A 16,626-nucleotide genomic window follows, 5' to 3' on the forward strand; every position below is an offset into this window, starting at 1 on the left:
CGCATGGTATTTTTTCAGCCCTATCAGGGTTCTGCTCTGCTCTTTAAGGAGCAACCAGCAAGATTTAATCAGCCCACATTACTACTATCTAATACGCCGTTGCTAGTTAAGCTTGAGCTAAAGGAATACGACACCACAGCGCTTGCTGAGCTGTTAAGTGGTCAGCGCCCTTTAGGCAATATTGAACCTACGAGCTTAGCCTACAGTGGTCATCAGTTTGGGCAATTTAACCCGTTACTTGGTGATGGCCGAGCACATTTAATTGGCGGGGTGAAGCTCGATGACGGACGTCAATACGACCTGCACTTGAAAGGCTCTGGAGCGACGCGATTTTCTCGAGGTGGTGATGGCTTTTGTGCGCTAGGACCTGCTGTACGTGAGTTTATAATGAGCCAAGCTATGGTTGGCTTGGGTGTTCCAACTACGGAATGCCTAGCTGTTGTAACCACTGGACACCATGTTTATCGTCAAGGTGAAGTACCTGGCGCAGTTGTATGTCGTGTGGCAAAAAGTCATATCCGCATCGGTACCTTGCAATATCTGGCTACACAGCAAGATAAAGATGAGCTATGGAGCCTACTTAACTTGCTGGGCGAGCAATTATTTGAGGGATTTAAAGTTGAGACCGAACAGGATGTACTCGAATTGTTCCGTGAAGTGTGTGAGCAGTTGGTTGACTTAGTTGTCGAGTGGATGCGGGTTGGCTTTATTCATGGCGTGATGAATACCGACAATATTTTACTCAGTGGTGAAACGATAGACTTTGGCCCTTGTGCAATGATGGAAAAGTTTGATTTTAACGCCGTGTTTAGCTCTATCGATCGCCAAGGCCGCTATGCGTTTGGTAATCAGCCAAACATCATGAATTGGAACTGTGCGCGACTTGCCGAGGCCTTATTGGTGTTATGGCAGGATGAGCAAGTGGGAATTGAAGCGTTTAGTCAAATTTTGGCGGAGTTTTCTGAATCGTTTAATCGCAAATACAAAGATATGTGGGCGGCTAAGCTTGGTATTGATGAATGGAGCGACGCAGACGACATTCTGCTTAGTGACTTACTCAAGTTGATGACGGAGCACGAACTAGACTTTACCAATACCTTTGCGGCACTAACTAATAGCTTGCTTGGTCATCCAAACAAAGCTTTATCCGTGCCAACGGAGTTGGAGAGCTGGCAGCGACAATGGGCGCAAAGGCGTGCTCACGATGACATTGCGACTAACTTGATGAGTCAAGCTAACCCGATACTTATCCCCCGTAATGCGTTGGTGGAGGCTGAGATTGCGCTGTTTAATCAGCAAGGCATGAGTCAAACGCTAGAGGATTGGCTAACTGCGTTGACGTCGCCCTATGATTACAAAGACTATCCTGAATCGTGGATCAGCGCGTCTACACCGGCCCACTATCAAACTTTTTGTGGAACCTAAATGGCAGAACAGCAGCTTTCTTGGCAAGAAATTAAACGTAAAGTCCTTGAGCACAAACGGCCGCTTATTAAGGCACATATCATCGCCTTGTTTGCCGCGTTGGTGAGTGTCCCTATCCCTTTGATGATGCCGTTGCTGGTCGATGAAGTCTTACTAGACACACCAGGTAGAGCAGTGGCTTGGATGAACTCGGTATTGCCCGAGCAATGGCATGGCCCCAGTGGCTATATCGTGGTTATTTTGTTGGCTGTAATAACCATGCGCTTGGCCAGCTTGGTGCTAGGGGTGATGCAGTCACGCCAGTTTACTATTATTGGCAAGGACATTAGTTATCAAATCCGTGAGCGCTTACTTACGCATTTACCTAAAGTTCAACTTAAGGAGTACGAAAGTCAAGGTGGTGCAGCAATTAGCTCTCGTTGTATTACCGATGTAGAAACCTTAGATAAATTTATCAGCCAAACCTTGTCACGCTTTTTAATCGGTTTACTCACAATCATTGGCACTGCGGCGATTTTGCTTTGGATTGATTGGATGTTGGGGCTGGTGATCCTGTTGCTCAATCCGGCGGTCATCTATTTTTCTCGGCAGTTTGGCAAACATGTTAAAGAGCTGAAAAAGGAAGAGAATGCTGCATTTGAAGCATTGCAAACTTCATTAGTCGAGACGCTAGATGCTATTTCTCAACTAAAAGCCGTTCGTCGAGAGATTAACTACTTTGCACAAGTTAAAGTAGCCGCCAAAGATCTCAAACATTACGCGGTGCAGTCACAATGGAAAACGGATGCCGTTAACCGCTTAAGTTTTACTGTGTTTTTGGTGGGGTTTGAGTTTTTCCGTGCTGTCGCTATGTTTATGGTGGTGTTTTCTGACTTAACAGTCGGCCAGATATTTGCAGTATTTGGTTACCTTTGGTTCATGATGGGGCCTGTACAGGAAATTCTTGGTATTCAATATGCGTACTATGGTGCTTCGGCGGCACTTAGTAGGTTAAATCAGGTTTTTAATTTTGCGACAGAAGCACAATATCCCGCTACAAAAACCGTCTTTGATTCATCTCAGGTTGATATCAAATTTGCCAATATAGACTTCGCTTACGTTGCAGAGCAACCCGTGCTCAAGCAGGTATCTTTGCATATTCCTGCAGGGAAGAAAGTAGCGTTAGTAGCGGTGTCTGGAGGTGGTAAATCTACTTTGGTGCAATTGCTTTTGGGATTGTATGAAAAGCAAAGTGGCGAGATTCATATAAATGACACGCCAGTAGAGCAAATTGGTTACGAAGCAGTGCGAGATAATATAGTGACCGTATTGCAGCAGCCGATACTCTTTAATACCAGCATCCGTGAAAATCTAGCAATGGGACGAGAGGTATCTGACCAAGTGCTGTGGCAGGCACTCCGAGTTGCAGAGCTAGCTGATACCGTACTTGCTCTGGCTGACAAATTAGATGCGCAAGTTGGTCGCAATGGGATTAAATTGTCCGGAGGACAGAAGCAAAGGTTAGCCATTGCTAGAATGGTTGTTGCCGATCCTAAAGTGGTGGTGCTGGATGAAGCAACCTCGGCACTTGATATTGAGACTGAGGCAAAAATTCATCGCAATTTGCAAGCGTTTTTGGCTGATAGAACGACTTTGATTATTGCACATCGACTGAGCGCAATAAAACAAGCCGACTTAATTTATGTTTTAGATGATGGTGAAGTGTCCCAGTATGGAGAACATAAGGATTTGTTAAAGGAACAAGGTCTGTATCAAATCCTATTTGGTCATCAAAATTAATTCATAAATAGCAAAAATTCCTTATGTAACGTTAAGTAAACATTAATGGACGAGCTAATATTATCTATGCAACGTAATCAGTAGACGCATTTTCTGGTAGACTATCCGAGTCAATACTCAATGCGTTAACTAACAGAGATGGGAAGGAATGATGAAAATTAAAACTTTGAGCTTACTAGTTGCGATGGCAGTAACAGCCAATGCAAATGCAAACACCACTGAACCTACTGAAGGTGTATATCTTGGTGTATTCGGTGATTACTATGATGCTGACTGGCAAAATCACCGTGATATGGCTGGCTTAGACGTAGAAGAGTCTACTGGTTGGGGTGCTGAAATCGGCTACCGTTTTGATAAATATTGGAGTGGTCGTCTTGAGTATGCAGACATGGATTTTGATCTTGGTGGGATCAGCAATGGTTCACTAGACGCAGAGCGTTATGGTATCGATGGTTTATATCACTTTGATGGTGGCCCATTCTATGGTCTAGTGGGTATCAAAAAGATGAATCTGGACGTCATTTCAGACAACACTTTTGCTAACGTTGGTGCTGGTGTTCGTCACTACTTCACCGATCACTTGTTCGTGAATGCAGAAGCGGCAGTTTACCAAGGCTTAGAAGCAGGTTTTACTGATGTTGGCGGTAAAATTGGTATCAACTACTCATTCGGTAGCACGGCTAAAACGGAAGAAGTTGCACCTGCTCCGGCACCTGTAGTTGCAGAAGCACCACAAGACAGTGATAAAGACGGTGTAGTGGACAGCGAAGATAAATGTGCCAATACACCAATGACCGATGCTGTTGATGCGTCAGGTTGTACTCTATATGAAACGAATGAAGACAAAGTAAATCTACTTGTTCGTTTCCCGCACGATGATGCTTCTTTCTCACAGCAATATGTTGATGATATCAACGCGGTTGCTAAGTTCTTAAAAGAACATAAAAATGCAGATGTAGTGATTGAAGGTCACGCATCAGCAGTAGGTGATGCGGATTATAACCAAAAGCTTTCTGAGCGCCGCGCGAAAAACGTTGCTGAGAAACTCGTAGATATGGGTATTGATTCAATGCGTATTACCACAGTAGGCTACGGTGAAGAGCGTTTGAAAAACCCAGCTAATACGCTTGAAGCGCATGCTGAAAACCGTCGCGTAGAAGCGCACGTTTCTTCTAAAGAGAAAGTAAAAGTTAAGCGTTAATTTTTACTTAACTTATGCAAAAAGGCTCCTTCAGGAGCCTTTTTTGATCCCACCAAGCATACCTTTTCGCAAAATTAAAATGATTCTCGTTTGACTAATATTCATCAAAATATACTTGTTTCGGTATGCTTATTCATTGTATTTATAGTGACTATAAGGCGAGGTATCGCATGCAAGATTTTCATCTATACTCAAAGACCTTATAATTGTTCATTATATTTTATGGTCAAGGGAATGGTTCAGCCGATTGCATCAATAATCGCAGCCAGATCATTTACTTGTCTGTCCACGTCACCAAGAGGGCAATATTGTGCTTCAAGAATATCGTAAACACGTAGAAGAGCGTGCCGCGCAAGGTATCGTGCCTAAGCCGTTAGACGCGCAGCAAACTGCTGACCTTATCGAATTACTAAAAACTCCACCTGCAGGTGAAGAAGAGTTCATCGTTGATCTATTTATCAACCGTGTACCGCCAGGTGTAGATGATGCCGCTTACGTAAAAGCAGGCTTTTTGGCTGCAGTAGCGAAAGGCGAAGCTGAATCACCACTCATTTCAAAAGAGTATGCAGCTGAACTACTTGGCACTATGCTTGGTGGTTACAACATCGCGCCTATGATCGACCTACTAGACGACGCAGCACTTGCACCTATCGTTGCTAAGGGTTTATCTCATACACTACTGATGTTTGACGCATTCTACGATGTAGAAGAAAAAGCAAAAGCAGGCAATGAGTTTGCTAAGCAAGTGATTGAGTCATGGGCAAATGCAGAATGGTTTCTTGAGAAGCCAGCCGTTGCAGACAAGATTTCAGTGACTGTATTCAAAGTAACGGGTGAGACAAATACAGATGACTTGTCTCCAGCACCAGATGCTTGGTCTCGTCCAGATATCCCATTACACGCACTGGCTATGCTTAAAAACGAGCGTGACGGTATCAACCCTGATAAGCCAGGTGAAGTAGGTCCAATTGCACAACTGGAAGCGCTTAATGGTAAAGGTTTACCGCTAGCGTACGTAGGTGACGTTGTTGGTACAGGCTCATCTCGTAAATCTGCAACTAACTCCGTACTTTGGTTCATGGGTGATGACATTCCATTCGTACCAAACAAGCGCGTTGGCGGTGTGTGTCTAGGTGGTAAAATCGCGCCAATCTTCTTCAATACCATGGAAGATTCAGGTGCACTACCGATTGAGCTTCCAGTTGACGAACTAAACATGGGCGACCAAATCGACATCTTCCCATACGAAGGTGTGGTTAAGCGTCACGGTACTGACGAAGTTATCTCAACGTTCTCACTGAAATCAGACGTAATTCTTGATGAAGTACGTGCTGGTGGCCGTATTCCACTGATCATCGGTCGTGGTCTAACTGATAAAGCTCGTGCTTCACTAGGCCTAGAAGCTGAAGATATCTTCCGTAAGCCTAAGTTAGTGGCTGATTCTGGTAAAGGCTTTACGCTTGCACAGAAGATGGTTGGTAAAGCATGTAACATGGCAGGTGTACGCCCAGGTCAATACTGTGAGCCAACAATGACAACAGTAGGTTCTCAGGATACTACGGGTCCAATGACGCGTGATGAGCTTAAAGATCTTGCTTGTCTTGGCTTCTCTGCTGACCTTACAATGCAGTCATTCTGTCATACCTCAGCTTATCCTAAGCCAATCGATGTAAACACACACCACACACTTCCTGATTTCATCATGAACCGTGGCGGTGTATCACTACGCCCTGGTGACGGTGTTATCCACTCATGGCTAAACCGTATGCTACTTCCAGATACAGTAGGTACAGGTGGTGACTCACATACTCGTTTCCCGTTAGGTATTTCATTCCCAGCCGGTTCAGGTGCAGTAGCGTTTGCAGCAGCAACGGGCGTAATGCCGTTGGATATGCCTGAGTCAATCCTTGTTCGTTTTAAAGGTGAAATGCAGCCGGGTATCACATTACGTGACCTAGTACACGCTATCCCTTACTATGCAATCCAGCAAGGTCTATTGACGGTTGAGAAAAAAGGTAAGATCAACGAATTCTCTGGTCGCATCCTTGAAATCGAAGGTGTTGAGCATTTAACGGTTGAGCAAGCGTTCGAATTATCTGACGCATCTGCAGAGCGTAGTGCGGCAGGTTGTACTGTTAAGCTTTCACAAGCGTCTATCGAAGAGTACCTAAACTCTAATATCGTGATGCTTAAGTGGATGATCTCTGAAGGCTATGGTGATGTACGTACCATTGAGCGTCGTATCACTAAGATGGAAGAGTGGCTAGCGAATCCTGAGCTAATGACTGCTGACGCGGATGCAGAATACGCGCACACCATTGAGATTGATCTTGCTGATATCAAAGAGCCAATCCTTTGTGCACCAAATGACCCTGATGACGCTCGTCTACTTTCAGCGGTAACTGGTGAGAAGATCGACGAAGTATTCATCGGCTCTTGTATGACTAACATCGGTCACTTCCGTGCAGCTGGTAAACTACTGGATAATTTCGGTGGTCGTCTACCAACGCAACTATGGGTTGCTCCACCAACGAAGATGGACCGCGATCAGTTAACTGACGAAGGTTACTACGGTATTTACGGTCGTGTAGGTGCACGTATCGAAACTCCAGGATGTTCACTATGTATGGGTAACCAGGCACGTGTTGCTGATAAAGCAACGGTTGTTTCTACCTCGACTCGTAACTTCCCTAACCGTTTAGGTACGGGTGCAAACGTATTCCTTGCATCAGCAGAGCTTGCAGCGGTAGCTGCTATTCTTGGTAAACTACCAACACCTGCTGAATATCAAGAGTATGCAGAGAAGATCAATGCAACGGCTGCGGACACTTACCGTTACTTGAACTTCCATAAGATGCCTCAGTACACTAAAAAGGCAGACTCAGTGATCATTCAACAAGCGGTTTAATTACTCGCTCTAGAATACATTGAAAGAAAAAAGCCAGCGCATGCTGGCTTTTTTTATGCACATAAAGCACTCAAGTTAAATGGTGTTATCAAGCATTATTTTAAATCTAGATAAGTAATCTATTAAAGTGGCTATAAGTGGGTTTTTATTGCGTTTTGCTTGTTAAAATCCCGTTTTTTTAAACAGTAATTTTCTCTGGTTTTATTAGAATTGTCGGCAAATTCTCATCAATGGGCGAGAGGATCATGACAACAGTAAACAACCAGAATTTATTACAACTACGCTTTTTACCGCAGTCACATATCGACGCAGTTAAGCCTTTCTTCAATCAACTTCCAGATAACCCTTATGCCGATGGTGCATTCAGAAAGCGCCGCTATTCAGTGGTTAAATTCACTGACGGTGAAGTGACATTGCAGCCGACTAAGGCTTTCGTGCAAGACGACTCAATTAATACTTTCCAAGGTAATATTGAGCGTGTTTACGAAAACCTTGAGCAGGACATGTTAAACACCGATGGCTTTAAGCATATGCTTGCTGAATTTAAAGCCATGACGGGAATTGCAGATGATACCAGCATAGAAGTGCATCAGTTTCGCATGTTAGCGATTGAAAGCGATACCCCTCCTGCGCCAGAAGGTGTGCACCAAGATGGCTTTGACCATGTCTGTGTCTGCGGTGTTTCTCACGAAAATATTGCTGGTGGCGAGCTATTGGTTTATGAGCACAAAGAAGCTGAGCCCTGTTTCAAAATGGAAATCAAAGATGGTTTATTTGCACTGGTGAATGACCGTGAAGTGTGGCATAACGCAACACCGATGAACAAGCTAGATGCCGAGCAAGTCGGTTACCTAGACTGCTTCGTATTTACAGCCTAAGAGGGTAGTATGGATTTAAATCAAGTGCGTCGTCAGTTCCCTGCGCTTATGCAAAGTATTGGTGGAGCCGCGCCAATTTTCCTTGATGGTCCGGGTGGCTCTCAAGTACCGCAATCCGTATTGAGCGCGATGTCTGCTTACCTTGGTTATTTTAACTCTAACTTAGGTGGTGCATTTTTCTCGAGCGATAAGACCGTCAGTTTGATGAGTGAAGCGCGCCAAGCGGTTGCGGACTTACTCAATGCGCCAAGTGCAGATCAAATTGTATTTGGTGCCAACATGACTAGCTTAACCTTTAGCTTTAGCCGTGCGCTATCTCGCGAATGGCAAGCAGGTGATGAAGTTATTGTGACCAATGCCGATCACTATTCAAACGTTTCTTCATGGCGTCAAGCTGCCGAAGATAAAGGTGCGACGGTACATGCGGTGCGTATTAATGAAACCGATTGCACGCTTGATCTTGCGCATTTTGAATCACTACTAAATGCCAAGACTAAGTTAGTTGCGGTGACGTATGCATCGAATACAACGGGCTCAATCAACGATATCAAACGCATTGTGGAGCTTGCGCACCAAGTTGGTGCATTGGTATATGTTGATGCTGTGCATTATGCACCTCATGAGCTAATCGATGTACAAGGTTTGGATTGCGACTTCCTTGCGTGCTCTGCTTATAAGTTCTTTGGTCCGCATGTGGGCATTGTTTATGGTAAGCGTGAGCATTTAGAAGGTTTTACTCCGTATAAGGTGGAGCCGGCAAAAGACATTATCCCAGGCCGCTGGGAAACTGGTACGCAGAGTTTCGAAGGACTAGCGGGTGTTGTTGCGGCGATTGACTACATTGCTTCACTTAGCGAGATGAGTGTAGATGCACCACGCCGTGAGAAACTGGTTGAGGCGTTTGCACGCACAAAAGCGCATGAGATGCAGCTTAGCCAGCACTTCTTAACGCGTTTAGCCGAATTTAAAAAGATTAAACTTTTTGGTATCGAGTCACGTGAGCGACTCGCTGAGCGTACACCAACGTTTGCTTTGACATTTGATGGCATCGAGCCACGTACCGTGTCGGAATTCTTAGGTAAAAAGCACATGTGCGTATGGGATGGTAATTTCTACGCCCAAGGGCTTTGCGAGCAGCTAGGGGTGATGGATAAAGGTGGGGTTGTTCGCATCGGTTGTATGCATTACAACACCATAGAAGAACTAGATAGCTTGTTTGATGCATTCAGTGAGTTGTTAGCATAATACAAAGTGGGAGCTACGGCTCCCACTGCTCATTTAGGTTTCTTGCCCTTCAATAAATGCATTGAGCTTAGCAATGCGATGGCTCATACCTTCAATGAGCTTATCTTTGATTTTTTCCCGGATCACATTAGGCAAGCGTGTTAATGCATCTGGGGTTATCGCCAATATGATGCTGTCTTTTAACGCTTGTGCGCTAGTGCTGCGTTCTCGGTTAGTGATAAATGCACCTTCACCTAAAAACTCTCCAGGACCAACTTTACCTAAATCATGGGCCGCATCTTGTTTAAAAATCAAAAACTCACCGCTTAATACAATATACAGGCGATTGTCTTTTTCAAAGCGTTTGAAAGCATGACGCTCTTGTTGCACCAGATATAAGTGACCAAAAGACTCAAGCAACACCTGGCGCTCGGCAAGCGTAAACTCTTTAAAAAAAGCTAAGCGATTGATGATCTCTAGTTGTTTAAACAGTGGGACATTTTCAAGTAACTTCATGCAACCCATTCGGTAATCAAATTTATTCATGAATATTGCGTGCTTTTGACTTTCTCGTCAATGATTACCCCCCATTTGCAGGTTGATTCTGAGGTATGAATACAAGCTGCTGTGAATAAATCAACTCACCAGTTGCAGTTGAGTAACTTTTTGACCCACACAGGATCTGCTTTTGAACTACTCAGTGAAAACGCGTTTTGCTTAAATGCTGATGCATCTAGACGCACATTCATTGGTATAGCTAAGTGTGTTTTTAATAATCGCTTCAAGCCTAAGTCATCTATTTTCAAAAAAGATGCCGCTAACTTGGCTTTTTCTGATCCGTTGAGGTGGCTTCCTTGGGAAAACGCCTGTCCTGCTTTTATCCAGTCAAGATAAGCCGATCGAGACTCATTTAAGTAATCCTCTGTTAGTGCTTGTAATCTAGGCTGGAGGCGTTGATAAAGGGCTTCATCTTTGCTTAACACCGCGACGAGTAGAAGATTGAGACCGGAATTTAAAACGGCTGACTTGACTGTGGCTAGCTGGAAAAGTTCAAAAGCATGCTGAAGGGCTGATTTTGCATCTGTTAAGTTATTGGCATCTAGATGCAGCACCCCTAAGTTGTTGTAGATAGAAGCCATGGCTATATTATCAGGGAGTTGCTCTGCGACCTTGATTGCTTGAGCGTAAATGGCGCTTGCTTTTGGGTATCGTCCTTGTTCTCTGAGTGTATTTGCTTGTCCATTTAATACCCTCAGCTGTTGCTTCAAATTAGTTGTGTATTTAAGTGCGCAAGTATAGGCTTGTGTGGCGTCTTCCAGGCGATTTGCACGTCTAAGCAAAGTTGCGGATAAAAAGGTGATTTGGAAAAGCTCGCCTCGAAACTCAGCAGTCTGAGAAAGCTCAAAAAGCCGTGCCACAGGCTGTTGCGCAACATCATTGTTTCGCAGCAGCATTAGTGCTGTAGCTTCTAAAAGCTGTCTTTTGATATATTGAGCTTTATTCGTTTGCCTGTCTGGCTCAACCTGCTGAATGATTTGTAAAGCACGAGCAGGGTCTTTGTTGAGAAAATACTCGGCTCTATCATATTCATAGGTATGCTCTACCTTAGCTTCTCCTGCACCTAAAGCACTTGAGATTATTATTAAAGCGACTATAAAAGATGACACACTAGCACTATTTAACTGGACCTAACTTAGAGAGTGTAGACTGTTCTGATGGATTTTTAAAGTCACTTATATATCATTAGGTTAAGTTATTTTTCTGACTTGATTGCTGCCCACGTAGCGGAACTATGTGACTCAAGCAATCGAGTCAGTCCTGAATATTTCTCTCTTTTAGCTTTCTGGTCAACGTATTGCGTCCCCAACCTATCTTTAACGCCGCATCTTGTTTATGGCCATGGCAGGCATTGAGTGCGGATTTGATCAGTCGTGTTTCTAATTGTGCCTGTACATCGGGCCAAATATGGTCTTTTCCTTTACGTAACTCTGAGTCTAACCAAGTTTGGAATGCGTCCAGCCAATTGCCATGCTCTAAGGCGTCAATCTGTTGTGGCTTTTCTAGCTCTTCGGGCAGATCCGCAGGGGTGACAAGTTCACCCGGGGCCATTACCGTTAACCAACGGCAGGTGTTTTCCAATTGCCTAACGTTGCCAGGCCAATGATACGCCTGCATTTTTTGCAGAGCATGTTTGGAGATGATTTTTGGCTCGGCTTTTAGCTCCTTTGCGCTTTTTGCAAGAAAGTGATCGCACAGGGCGGCGATATCTTCAGGGCGTTCACGTAAGGCTGGTAGTTTTAACCTGACGACATTGAGGCGGTGAAATAAGTCTTCACGGAATTTACCTTGCTTGACCAGTGTCTCTAAGTCTTGATGGGTAGCCGCGACGATACGGACATCGACTTTCACACTGTTGTGGCCACCAACCCGATAAAACTCACCATCGGCGAGTACGCGCAATAGCCGAGTCTGCACGTCCAGTGGCATATCACCGATTTCATCTAAAAATAGGGTGCCGCCATCGGCTTGCTCAAAGCGGCCACGGCGCATGCTGTCAGCGCCAGTAAAAGCGCCTTTTTCATGGCCGAACAACTCAGACTCGACGAGATCTTTGGGAATGGCGGCCATATTGAGCGCGATAAAAGAAGCCTCTTTGCGCGGGCTGTGATTGTGCAGTGCGCCTGCCACAAGCTCTTTACCCGTACCAGATTCGCCGTTAATCAATACACTCATGCTTGAAGCGGAAAGTTTACCGATGGCGCGGAACACTTCCTGCATCGCTGGGGCTTCACCAATAATGTCGGGGCTATTGGCTTTTTCACTTTGGCGCTTTTGCTTTTTAGTTTGCTGGCCTGCACGAAATGCACGTTGCACAAGGGAAACGGCCTCGTTTAAGTCGAAAGGTTTGGCGAGATATTCAAACGCCCCTTTTTTAAATGCGTTGACCGCAGAGTCCAAGTCCGAGTGCGCGGTCATAATGATCACCGGCAAGTTTGGGTAGAGCCCTGCAATTTTATCTAACAAGGCCATGCCATCGATACCTGGCATACGTACATCTGAGATCAGAACCGCGGGTTGCTCATATTCAAGCGCGGTCAATACATCTTGACCACTGGCGAAGCTCTCGGTTTCAAACTCAGCTCGCTTTAATGCCTTTTCTAAAACAAATCGGATTGAAGCGTCATCATCGACTAACCAAACTGATTTCATTGCACGTTTCCTGTTTCGGTGTTGTCAAAGGGAAGATAGATACTGAACTCAGTGTGTCCTGGCCAACTATCGCATTCGATAAATCCTTGGTGTTGCTCTACCAAAGTTTGCGCGATAGAGAGCCCAAGTCCAGAGCCTCCTTCTTTATTCGTGATCATCGGAAAGAACAATGTCTCTTTTACCTCATCGGCGATCCCTGGACCGTTGTCGCTGATACGGATGAGTAATGCTTTTTTCAATAGTCGCTCACCATGATGAAGACGGTGTTTAATGCGCGTTGTTATGGTGATCGTACCGTCATGCTGTAGCGCTTGTTGAGCATTGCGTAGCATATTCAGCAGAACCTGCTGAATTTTGGCTTGATCTATCACGATAGCCGGAATACTGGGATCATAATCTTTTACCAAGGTGATATCGGCATCGCGCTCCAAGGTGGTTAACTTTATCACCGATTCTAACGCCTGATGGATATTACACGGCTCTTTTTGTGGTAACTGATTGGGTCCAAGCAATCTATCTACCAACTCGCGCAATCTATCTGCTTGCTCAATAATGAGCGTGGCACATTCTTCCCGTTCTTGTTGATCAGTTTCGTACTGCAATAATTGCGCCGCACCGCGGATCCCACCAAGTGGATTTTTTATTTCATGAGCAAGACCACGAATGAGATTTCGAGCTGCTTGAAATTGGTGCATTTGATTGGATGCTTGGTCATAACGCAGGGCATCATCAACACGGCGACATTCCACTAAAATGAACGCCTCTTCTGCAAGGTAAACTCGTCTGGCATGCAGACTTAGTGTCGCAACACGATTATCTACAAATACCACGTCTACCCTGTGTTGCTGGCAGTCTACACCATCTTGTAGCACGTATTTAGAGAGCCGTGGCAAGTCTATATGATGATGATTAAACACACTATCAATCGCCAGTCCAACAAGCCGTTTAGTGCTGAGTCCCAGTAGTTCACTACTGCTGTAATTGGCATAGTGGATCATTAAATTTTGATCGAGCACTAAAATCGCGGTTGAGAGAGATTGCCAAACTTTATCCAAGTCAATCGAGTTATGTTGATCCATATATGTTCACCGTGCACCAATGTGGTGCAATGAGAATAGCATAGCTTTGCATCCATTGGATTAAATTATTACCTGAGCTCAGAAACTAGGGGTTTTCGAACTCGTATCCTAAACTTGGTATTAATAAAGCATGCCAACTTTAAGGTGCCCACATTATTAATGCTTTGTGTCAAAAAATACATCTAGCTTGTGCTTGCGGGGGGAGCCTTTTTGTCACGTTCTGCATGAGTGGTTGTGACTTTCAAGGCGCTAGGAATGTTACCGAGTATACGGGTTGCTTTCCGCCTCACACCGCTAATTTACATCGGGCTACGAATGGCGAGAAAACCACCCTTACAGGCGTAATACGGGTCGTTCAACCTAACTGGCGAGATAAATATCTACTGCAAACAAAGGCTGAAGTCTACTATCAAATCCAGGTGGGTGAGCAAAGGTTGTGGATTGAACACAATGAAATGTCGAGTTTGGCCTCCTCAATAGCAGGAGGGATGAGTATGGTGTGTTTGCAACTACTGGTTAAAAGTCAGTGTAGGTAAGCAATATCGCTCTAATTATTCACGGTATTGCGGTGCAAAAAGAACTTATGAGCATCGCTTTGGGCGACTAACATACCTTTTTGATTAAACACTTTCATAACCAAAGAGTGCTCGCCACGATTGATACCACGCAAAGAAAACTGAGTATTACTTTGTTTTGGCCCTGTGGCTGTTCCGTTGAGAAAGAGTTGCACGCTTAAACCTTGGGTAAATCTTGGTTCTATGGTGCCAGTTACGTATACACTGCCACTATTATCACGGATTGTTTGCTCATGCTCAGGAGAAGTGATTTTAGCTGTATATTGAATCGTTGGTGTTGTATCCGTTTGTTCGAGAATTTTAGTATCAACACTTGGCATGGTTAAAGCGCTGGCGTTGAGTTTGACTTCTTTTGAACCAGGTTGCGGTACATCCGAATAGACCCAATGGCCGTTTTTGTCTTTCCAGCGATAGATTTTTGGATTGGACTCTGCTGCAGCATCAATGCTTGTTAGGGTTAGCGTCATGCTAACCGACATTATAAGAAACCACTGACGCACCACAACTCTCCACAGTAAACTACTGTTCATACTTTAGTATAGTGTTGTTGGAATTGCGAGTTACAAATGAGTAACTCCGATAATAAATTTATTCGAGATATTTAATTTAACCTTTTGAATTAAATTAAAAAAGCCCGTAATTACGGGCTTGAGAACACATATGATTAAGAGTGCCAGAAACGCATAATGAGTTTTGGCTCTACAAGCTCAATACCGCGGTACTGAGCGTAGTAGTCTGTTAGCGATTAAACGCTGTAGTACATTTCGAACTCAACTGGGTGAGTTGTCATGTTTAATTTTTCAACTTCTTTCGACTTAAGTGTGATGTACGCATCGATTAGGTCGTCAGTGAATACGCCACCTTGAGTTAAGAACTCACGGTCAGCATCTAGAGAAGCAAGCGCTTCGTCAAGTGATGCTGCAACTGTTGGGATTTCTGCTGCTTCTTCCGCTGGTAGGTCGTACAAATCTTTGTCCATTGCATCGCCAGGGTGGATCTTGTTGCGGATACCGTCAAGACCAGCCATCAACTGCGCTGCGAAAGCTAGGTATGGGTTCGCCGCAGGATCTGGGAAGCGTACTTCGATACGACGACCCTTTTCTGATGGGATCACCGGGATACGGATTGATGCTGAGCGGTTACGTGCTGAGTATGCAAGCATAACTGGCGCTTCAAACCCAGGTACTAGACGCTTATAAGAGTTTGTTGCTGGGTTAGTGAATGCATTGATTGCTTTAGCATGCTTAATGATACCACCAATGTAGTAAAGCGCTTCTTCAGATAGACCGCCGTACTTGTCGCCTGCGAAGATGTTCTTGCCGTCTTTAGCAAGTGATTGGTGGCAATGCATGCCTGAACCGTTATCACCAACGATTGGCTTAGGCATAAAGGTTGCTGTCTTACCGTATAGGTGAGCCATGTTGTGGATAACGTACTTCATCTCTTGGATTTCGTCTGCTTTAGTTACCATAGTATTAAAGCGAGTCGCAATCTCATTTTGACCAGCAGTTGCTACTTCGTGGTGGTGCGCTTCAACAACGTGGCCCATCTCTTCAAGTACTAAACAAGTAGCTGCACGCCAATCATTAGACGAATCTACCGGTGCTACTGGGAAGTAACCACCTTTTACGCCAGGACGGTGACCTGTGTTACCACCTTCGTAGTCTTTGTCTGAGTTCCAAGCCGCTTCTTCAGCATCAATTTTGTACATTGAGCCAGACATGTCAGTTTTAAATTTAACATCGTCAAACAAGAAGAACTCTGGCTCTGGACCGAATAATACGGTGTCTGCAATACCCGTTGAACGCATGAACTCTTCAGCGCGTTTAGCTACTGAACGTGGGTCACGCTCGTAACCCTGGTGTGTGTTTGGTTCAACCACGTCACAACGGACGATAAGCGTTGTTTCTTCTGCGAATGGGTCTAGCTTAGCACTTTCTGCATCAGGCATAAGTACCATGTCAGATTCGTTGATGCCTTTCCAACCAGCGATAGATGAGCCGTCAAACATTTTGCCGTCTTCAAAGAAGTCTTCATCGGCTTGATGATGTGGGATCGATACGTGTTGTTCTTTACCTTTTGTATCTGTGAAACGTAAGTCAACAAATTTTACGTCGTGCTCTTTAATAAAATCTAAAACCGATTGTGACATGTGTCCTCCGACTCGTTGGGTTATTTTTTGCTGCAATGTACTGCAATTGCACCTTGATAAGCGTTAATCGTGCCAATTGTTTAACTGTTTGATTTTTAGTGATTTATTTAAATTCACTGATCTGTGAACGGATGTTTTGCACTAAATTGGTGCGTAAGTGTTCCATGGTGGTGCGTAATATTTTTCCTGACAACG

Annotated in this window: 12 protein-coding genes; 6 read left to right on the forward strand and 6 right to left on the reverse strand. The window is 44.6% G+C overall.

The window, feature by feature from the left end; translation table 11 throughout:
• The first annotated feature begins 3 nt into the window (after nt 1-3).
• From L1271_RS22010 to L1271_RS22035, 6 genes are all read left to right on the forward strand, one after another.
• A complete protein-coding gene (locus tag L1271_RS22010; RefSeq protein WP_235368807.1) occupies nt 4-1,425 on the forward strand; it encodes a protein adenylyltransferase SelO in 1,422 nt (473 codons plus the stop codon).
• Nucleotides 1,426-3,204 carry an ABC transporter ATP-binding protein gene (locus L1271_RS22015; protein WP_102055858.1) on the forward strand — a complete coding sequence of 593 codons (1,779 nt, stop codon included), beginning with the start codon at nt 1,426-1,428 and terminating at the stop codon, nt 3,202-3,204.
• 151 nt (nt 3,205-3,355) lie between these two features.
• On the forward strand, nt 3,356-4,405 hold the full coding sequence (locus L1271_RS22020; RefSeq protein ID WP_102055859.1) for an OmpA family protein: 1,050 nt from the start codon (nt 3,356-3,358) through the stop codon (nt 4,403-4,405).
• A gap of 310 nt (nt 4,406-4,715) precedes the next feature.
• Nucleotides 4,716-7,313 carry a bifunctional aconitate hydratase 2/2-methylisocitrate dehydratase gene (gene acnB / locus L1271_RS22025; RefSeq protein ID WP_045989411.1) on the forward strand — a complete coding sequence of 866 codons (2,598 nt, stop codon included), beginning with the start codon at nt 4,716-4,718 and terminating at the stop codon, nt 7,311-7,313.
• 245 nt (nt 7,314-7,558) lie between these two features.
• Nucleotides 7,559-8,191 (forward strand): 2OG-Fe dioxygenase family protein, encoded by a 633-nt coding sequence (locus L1271_RS22030; RefSeq protein ID WP_010604322.1) that lies wholly within the window; start codon nt 7,559-7,561, stop codon nt 8,189-8,191.
• A gap of 9 nt (nt 8,192-8,200) precedes the next feature.
• Nucleotides 8,201-9,436, forward strand: a complete 1,236-nt coding sequence (locus L1271_RS22035) for a cysteine desulfurase-like protein (RefSeq protein WP_010374444.1) — start codon at nt 8,201-8,203, stop codon at nt 9,434-9,436.
• 33 nt (nt 9,437-9,469) lie between these two features.
• Here the strand turns inward: L1271_RS22035 and L1271_RS22040 are convergent, their stop codons facing one another.
• From L1271_RS22040 to glnA, 6 genes are all read right to left on the reverse strand, one after another.
• A complete protein-coding gene (locus L1271_RS22040) occupies nt 9,470-9,931 on the reverse strand; it encodes a cyclic nucleotide-binding domain-containing protein (protein WP_010374445.1) in 462 nt (153 codons plus the stop codon).
• Between the two features lie 125 nt (nt 9,932-10,056).
• On the reverse strand, nt 10,057-11,082 hold the full coding sequence (locus L1271_RS22045; RefSeq protein ID WP_235368808.1) for a tetratricopeptide repeat protein: 1,026 nt from the start codon (nt 11,080-11,082) through the stop codon (nt 10,057-10,059).
• A 145-nt stretch (nt 11,083-11,227) separates the two neighbouring features.
• Nucleotides 11,228-12,625 (reverse strand): nitrogen regulation protein NR(I), encoded by a 1,398-nt coding sequence (ntrC, locus tag L1271_RS22050; protein ID WP_010374447.1) that lies wholly within the window; start codon nt 12,623-12,625, stop codon nt 11,228-11,230.
• The gene (gene glnL, locus L1271_RS22055) at nt 12,622-13,704 is read right to left on the reverse strand and encodes a nitrogen regulation protein NR(II) (RefSeq protein ID WP_102055862.1); all 1,083 of its coding nucleotides are present in this window, start codon (nt 13,702-13,704) and stop codon (nt 12,622-12,624) included. The genes ntrC and glnL overlap by 4 nt, the downstream gene beginning before the upstream one ends.
• A 547-nt stretch (nt 13,705-14,251) precedes the next feature.
• Nucleotides 14,252-14,758 (reverse strand): DUF4124 domain-containing protein, encoded by a 507-nt coding sequence (locus L1271_RS22060; protein WP_010604328.1) that lies wholly within the window; start codon nt 14,756-14,758, stop codon nt 14,252-14,254.
• Between the two features lie 266 nt (nt 14,759-15,024).
• On the reverse strand, nt 15,025-16,431 hold the full coding sequence (gene glnA, locus L1271_RS22065; protein ID WP_010604329.1) for a glutamate--ammonia ligase: 1,407 nt from the start codon (nt 16,429-16,431) through the stop codon (nt 15,025-15,027).
• Between the last annotated feature and the right edge of the window lie 195 nt (nt 16,432-16,626).

It is taken from the genome of Pseudoalteromonas sp. OF5H-5 (assembly GCF_021530695.1).
Classification (GTDB): Bacteria; Pseudomonadota; Gammaproteobacteria; order Enterobacterales; family Alteromonadaceae; genus Pseudoalteromonas.

Coding starts and splice junctions, on each gene's coding strand:
- L1271_RS22010 (WP_235368807.1), top strand. CDS start 4: ATGGTATTTTTTCAGCCCTATCAGGGTTCTGCTCTGCTCTTTAAGGAG.
- L1271_RS22015 (WP_102055858.1), top strand. CDS start 1,426: ATGGCAGAACAGCAGCTTTCTTGGCAAGAAATTAAACGTAAAGTCCTT.
- L1271_RS22020 (WP_102055859.1), top strand. CDS start 3,356: ATGAAAATTAAAACTTTGAGCTTACTAGTTGCGATGGCAGTAACAGCC.
- L1271_RS22030 (WP_010604322.1), top strand. CDS start 7,559: ATGACAACAGTAAACAACCAGAATTTATTACAACTACGCTTTTTACCG.
- L1271_RS22035 (WP_010374444.1), top strand. CDS start 8,201: ATGGATTTAAATCAAGTGCGTCGTCAGTTCCCTGCGCTTATGCAAAGT.
- L1271_RS22040 (WP_010374445.1), bottom strand. CDS start 9,931: ATGAAGTTACTTGAAAATGTCCCACTGTTTAAACAACTAGAGATCATC.
- ntrC (WP_010374447.1), bottom strand. CDS start 12,625: ATGAAATCAGTTTGGTTAGTCGATGATGACGCTTCAATCCGATTTGTT.
- glnL (WP_102055862.1), bottom strand. CDS start 13,704: ATGGATCAACATAACTCGATTGACTTGGATAAAGTTTGGCAATCTCTC.
- L1271_RS22060 (WP_010604328.1), bottom strand. CDS start 14,758: ATGTCGGTTAGCATGACGCTAACCCTAACAAGCATTGATGCTGCAGCA.
- glnA (WP_010604329.1), bottom strand. CDS start 16,431: ATGTCACAATCGGTTTTAGATTTTATTAAAGAGCACGACGTAAAATTT.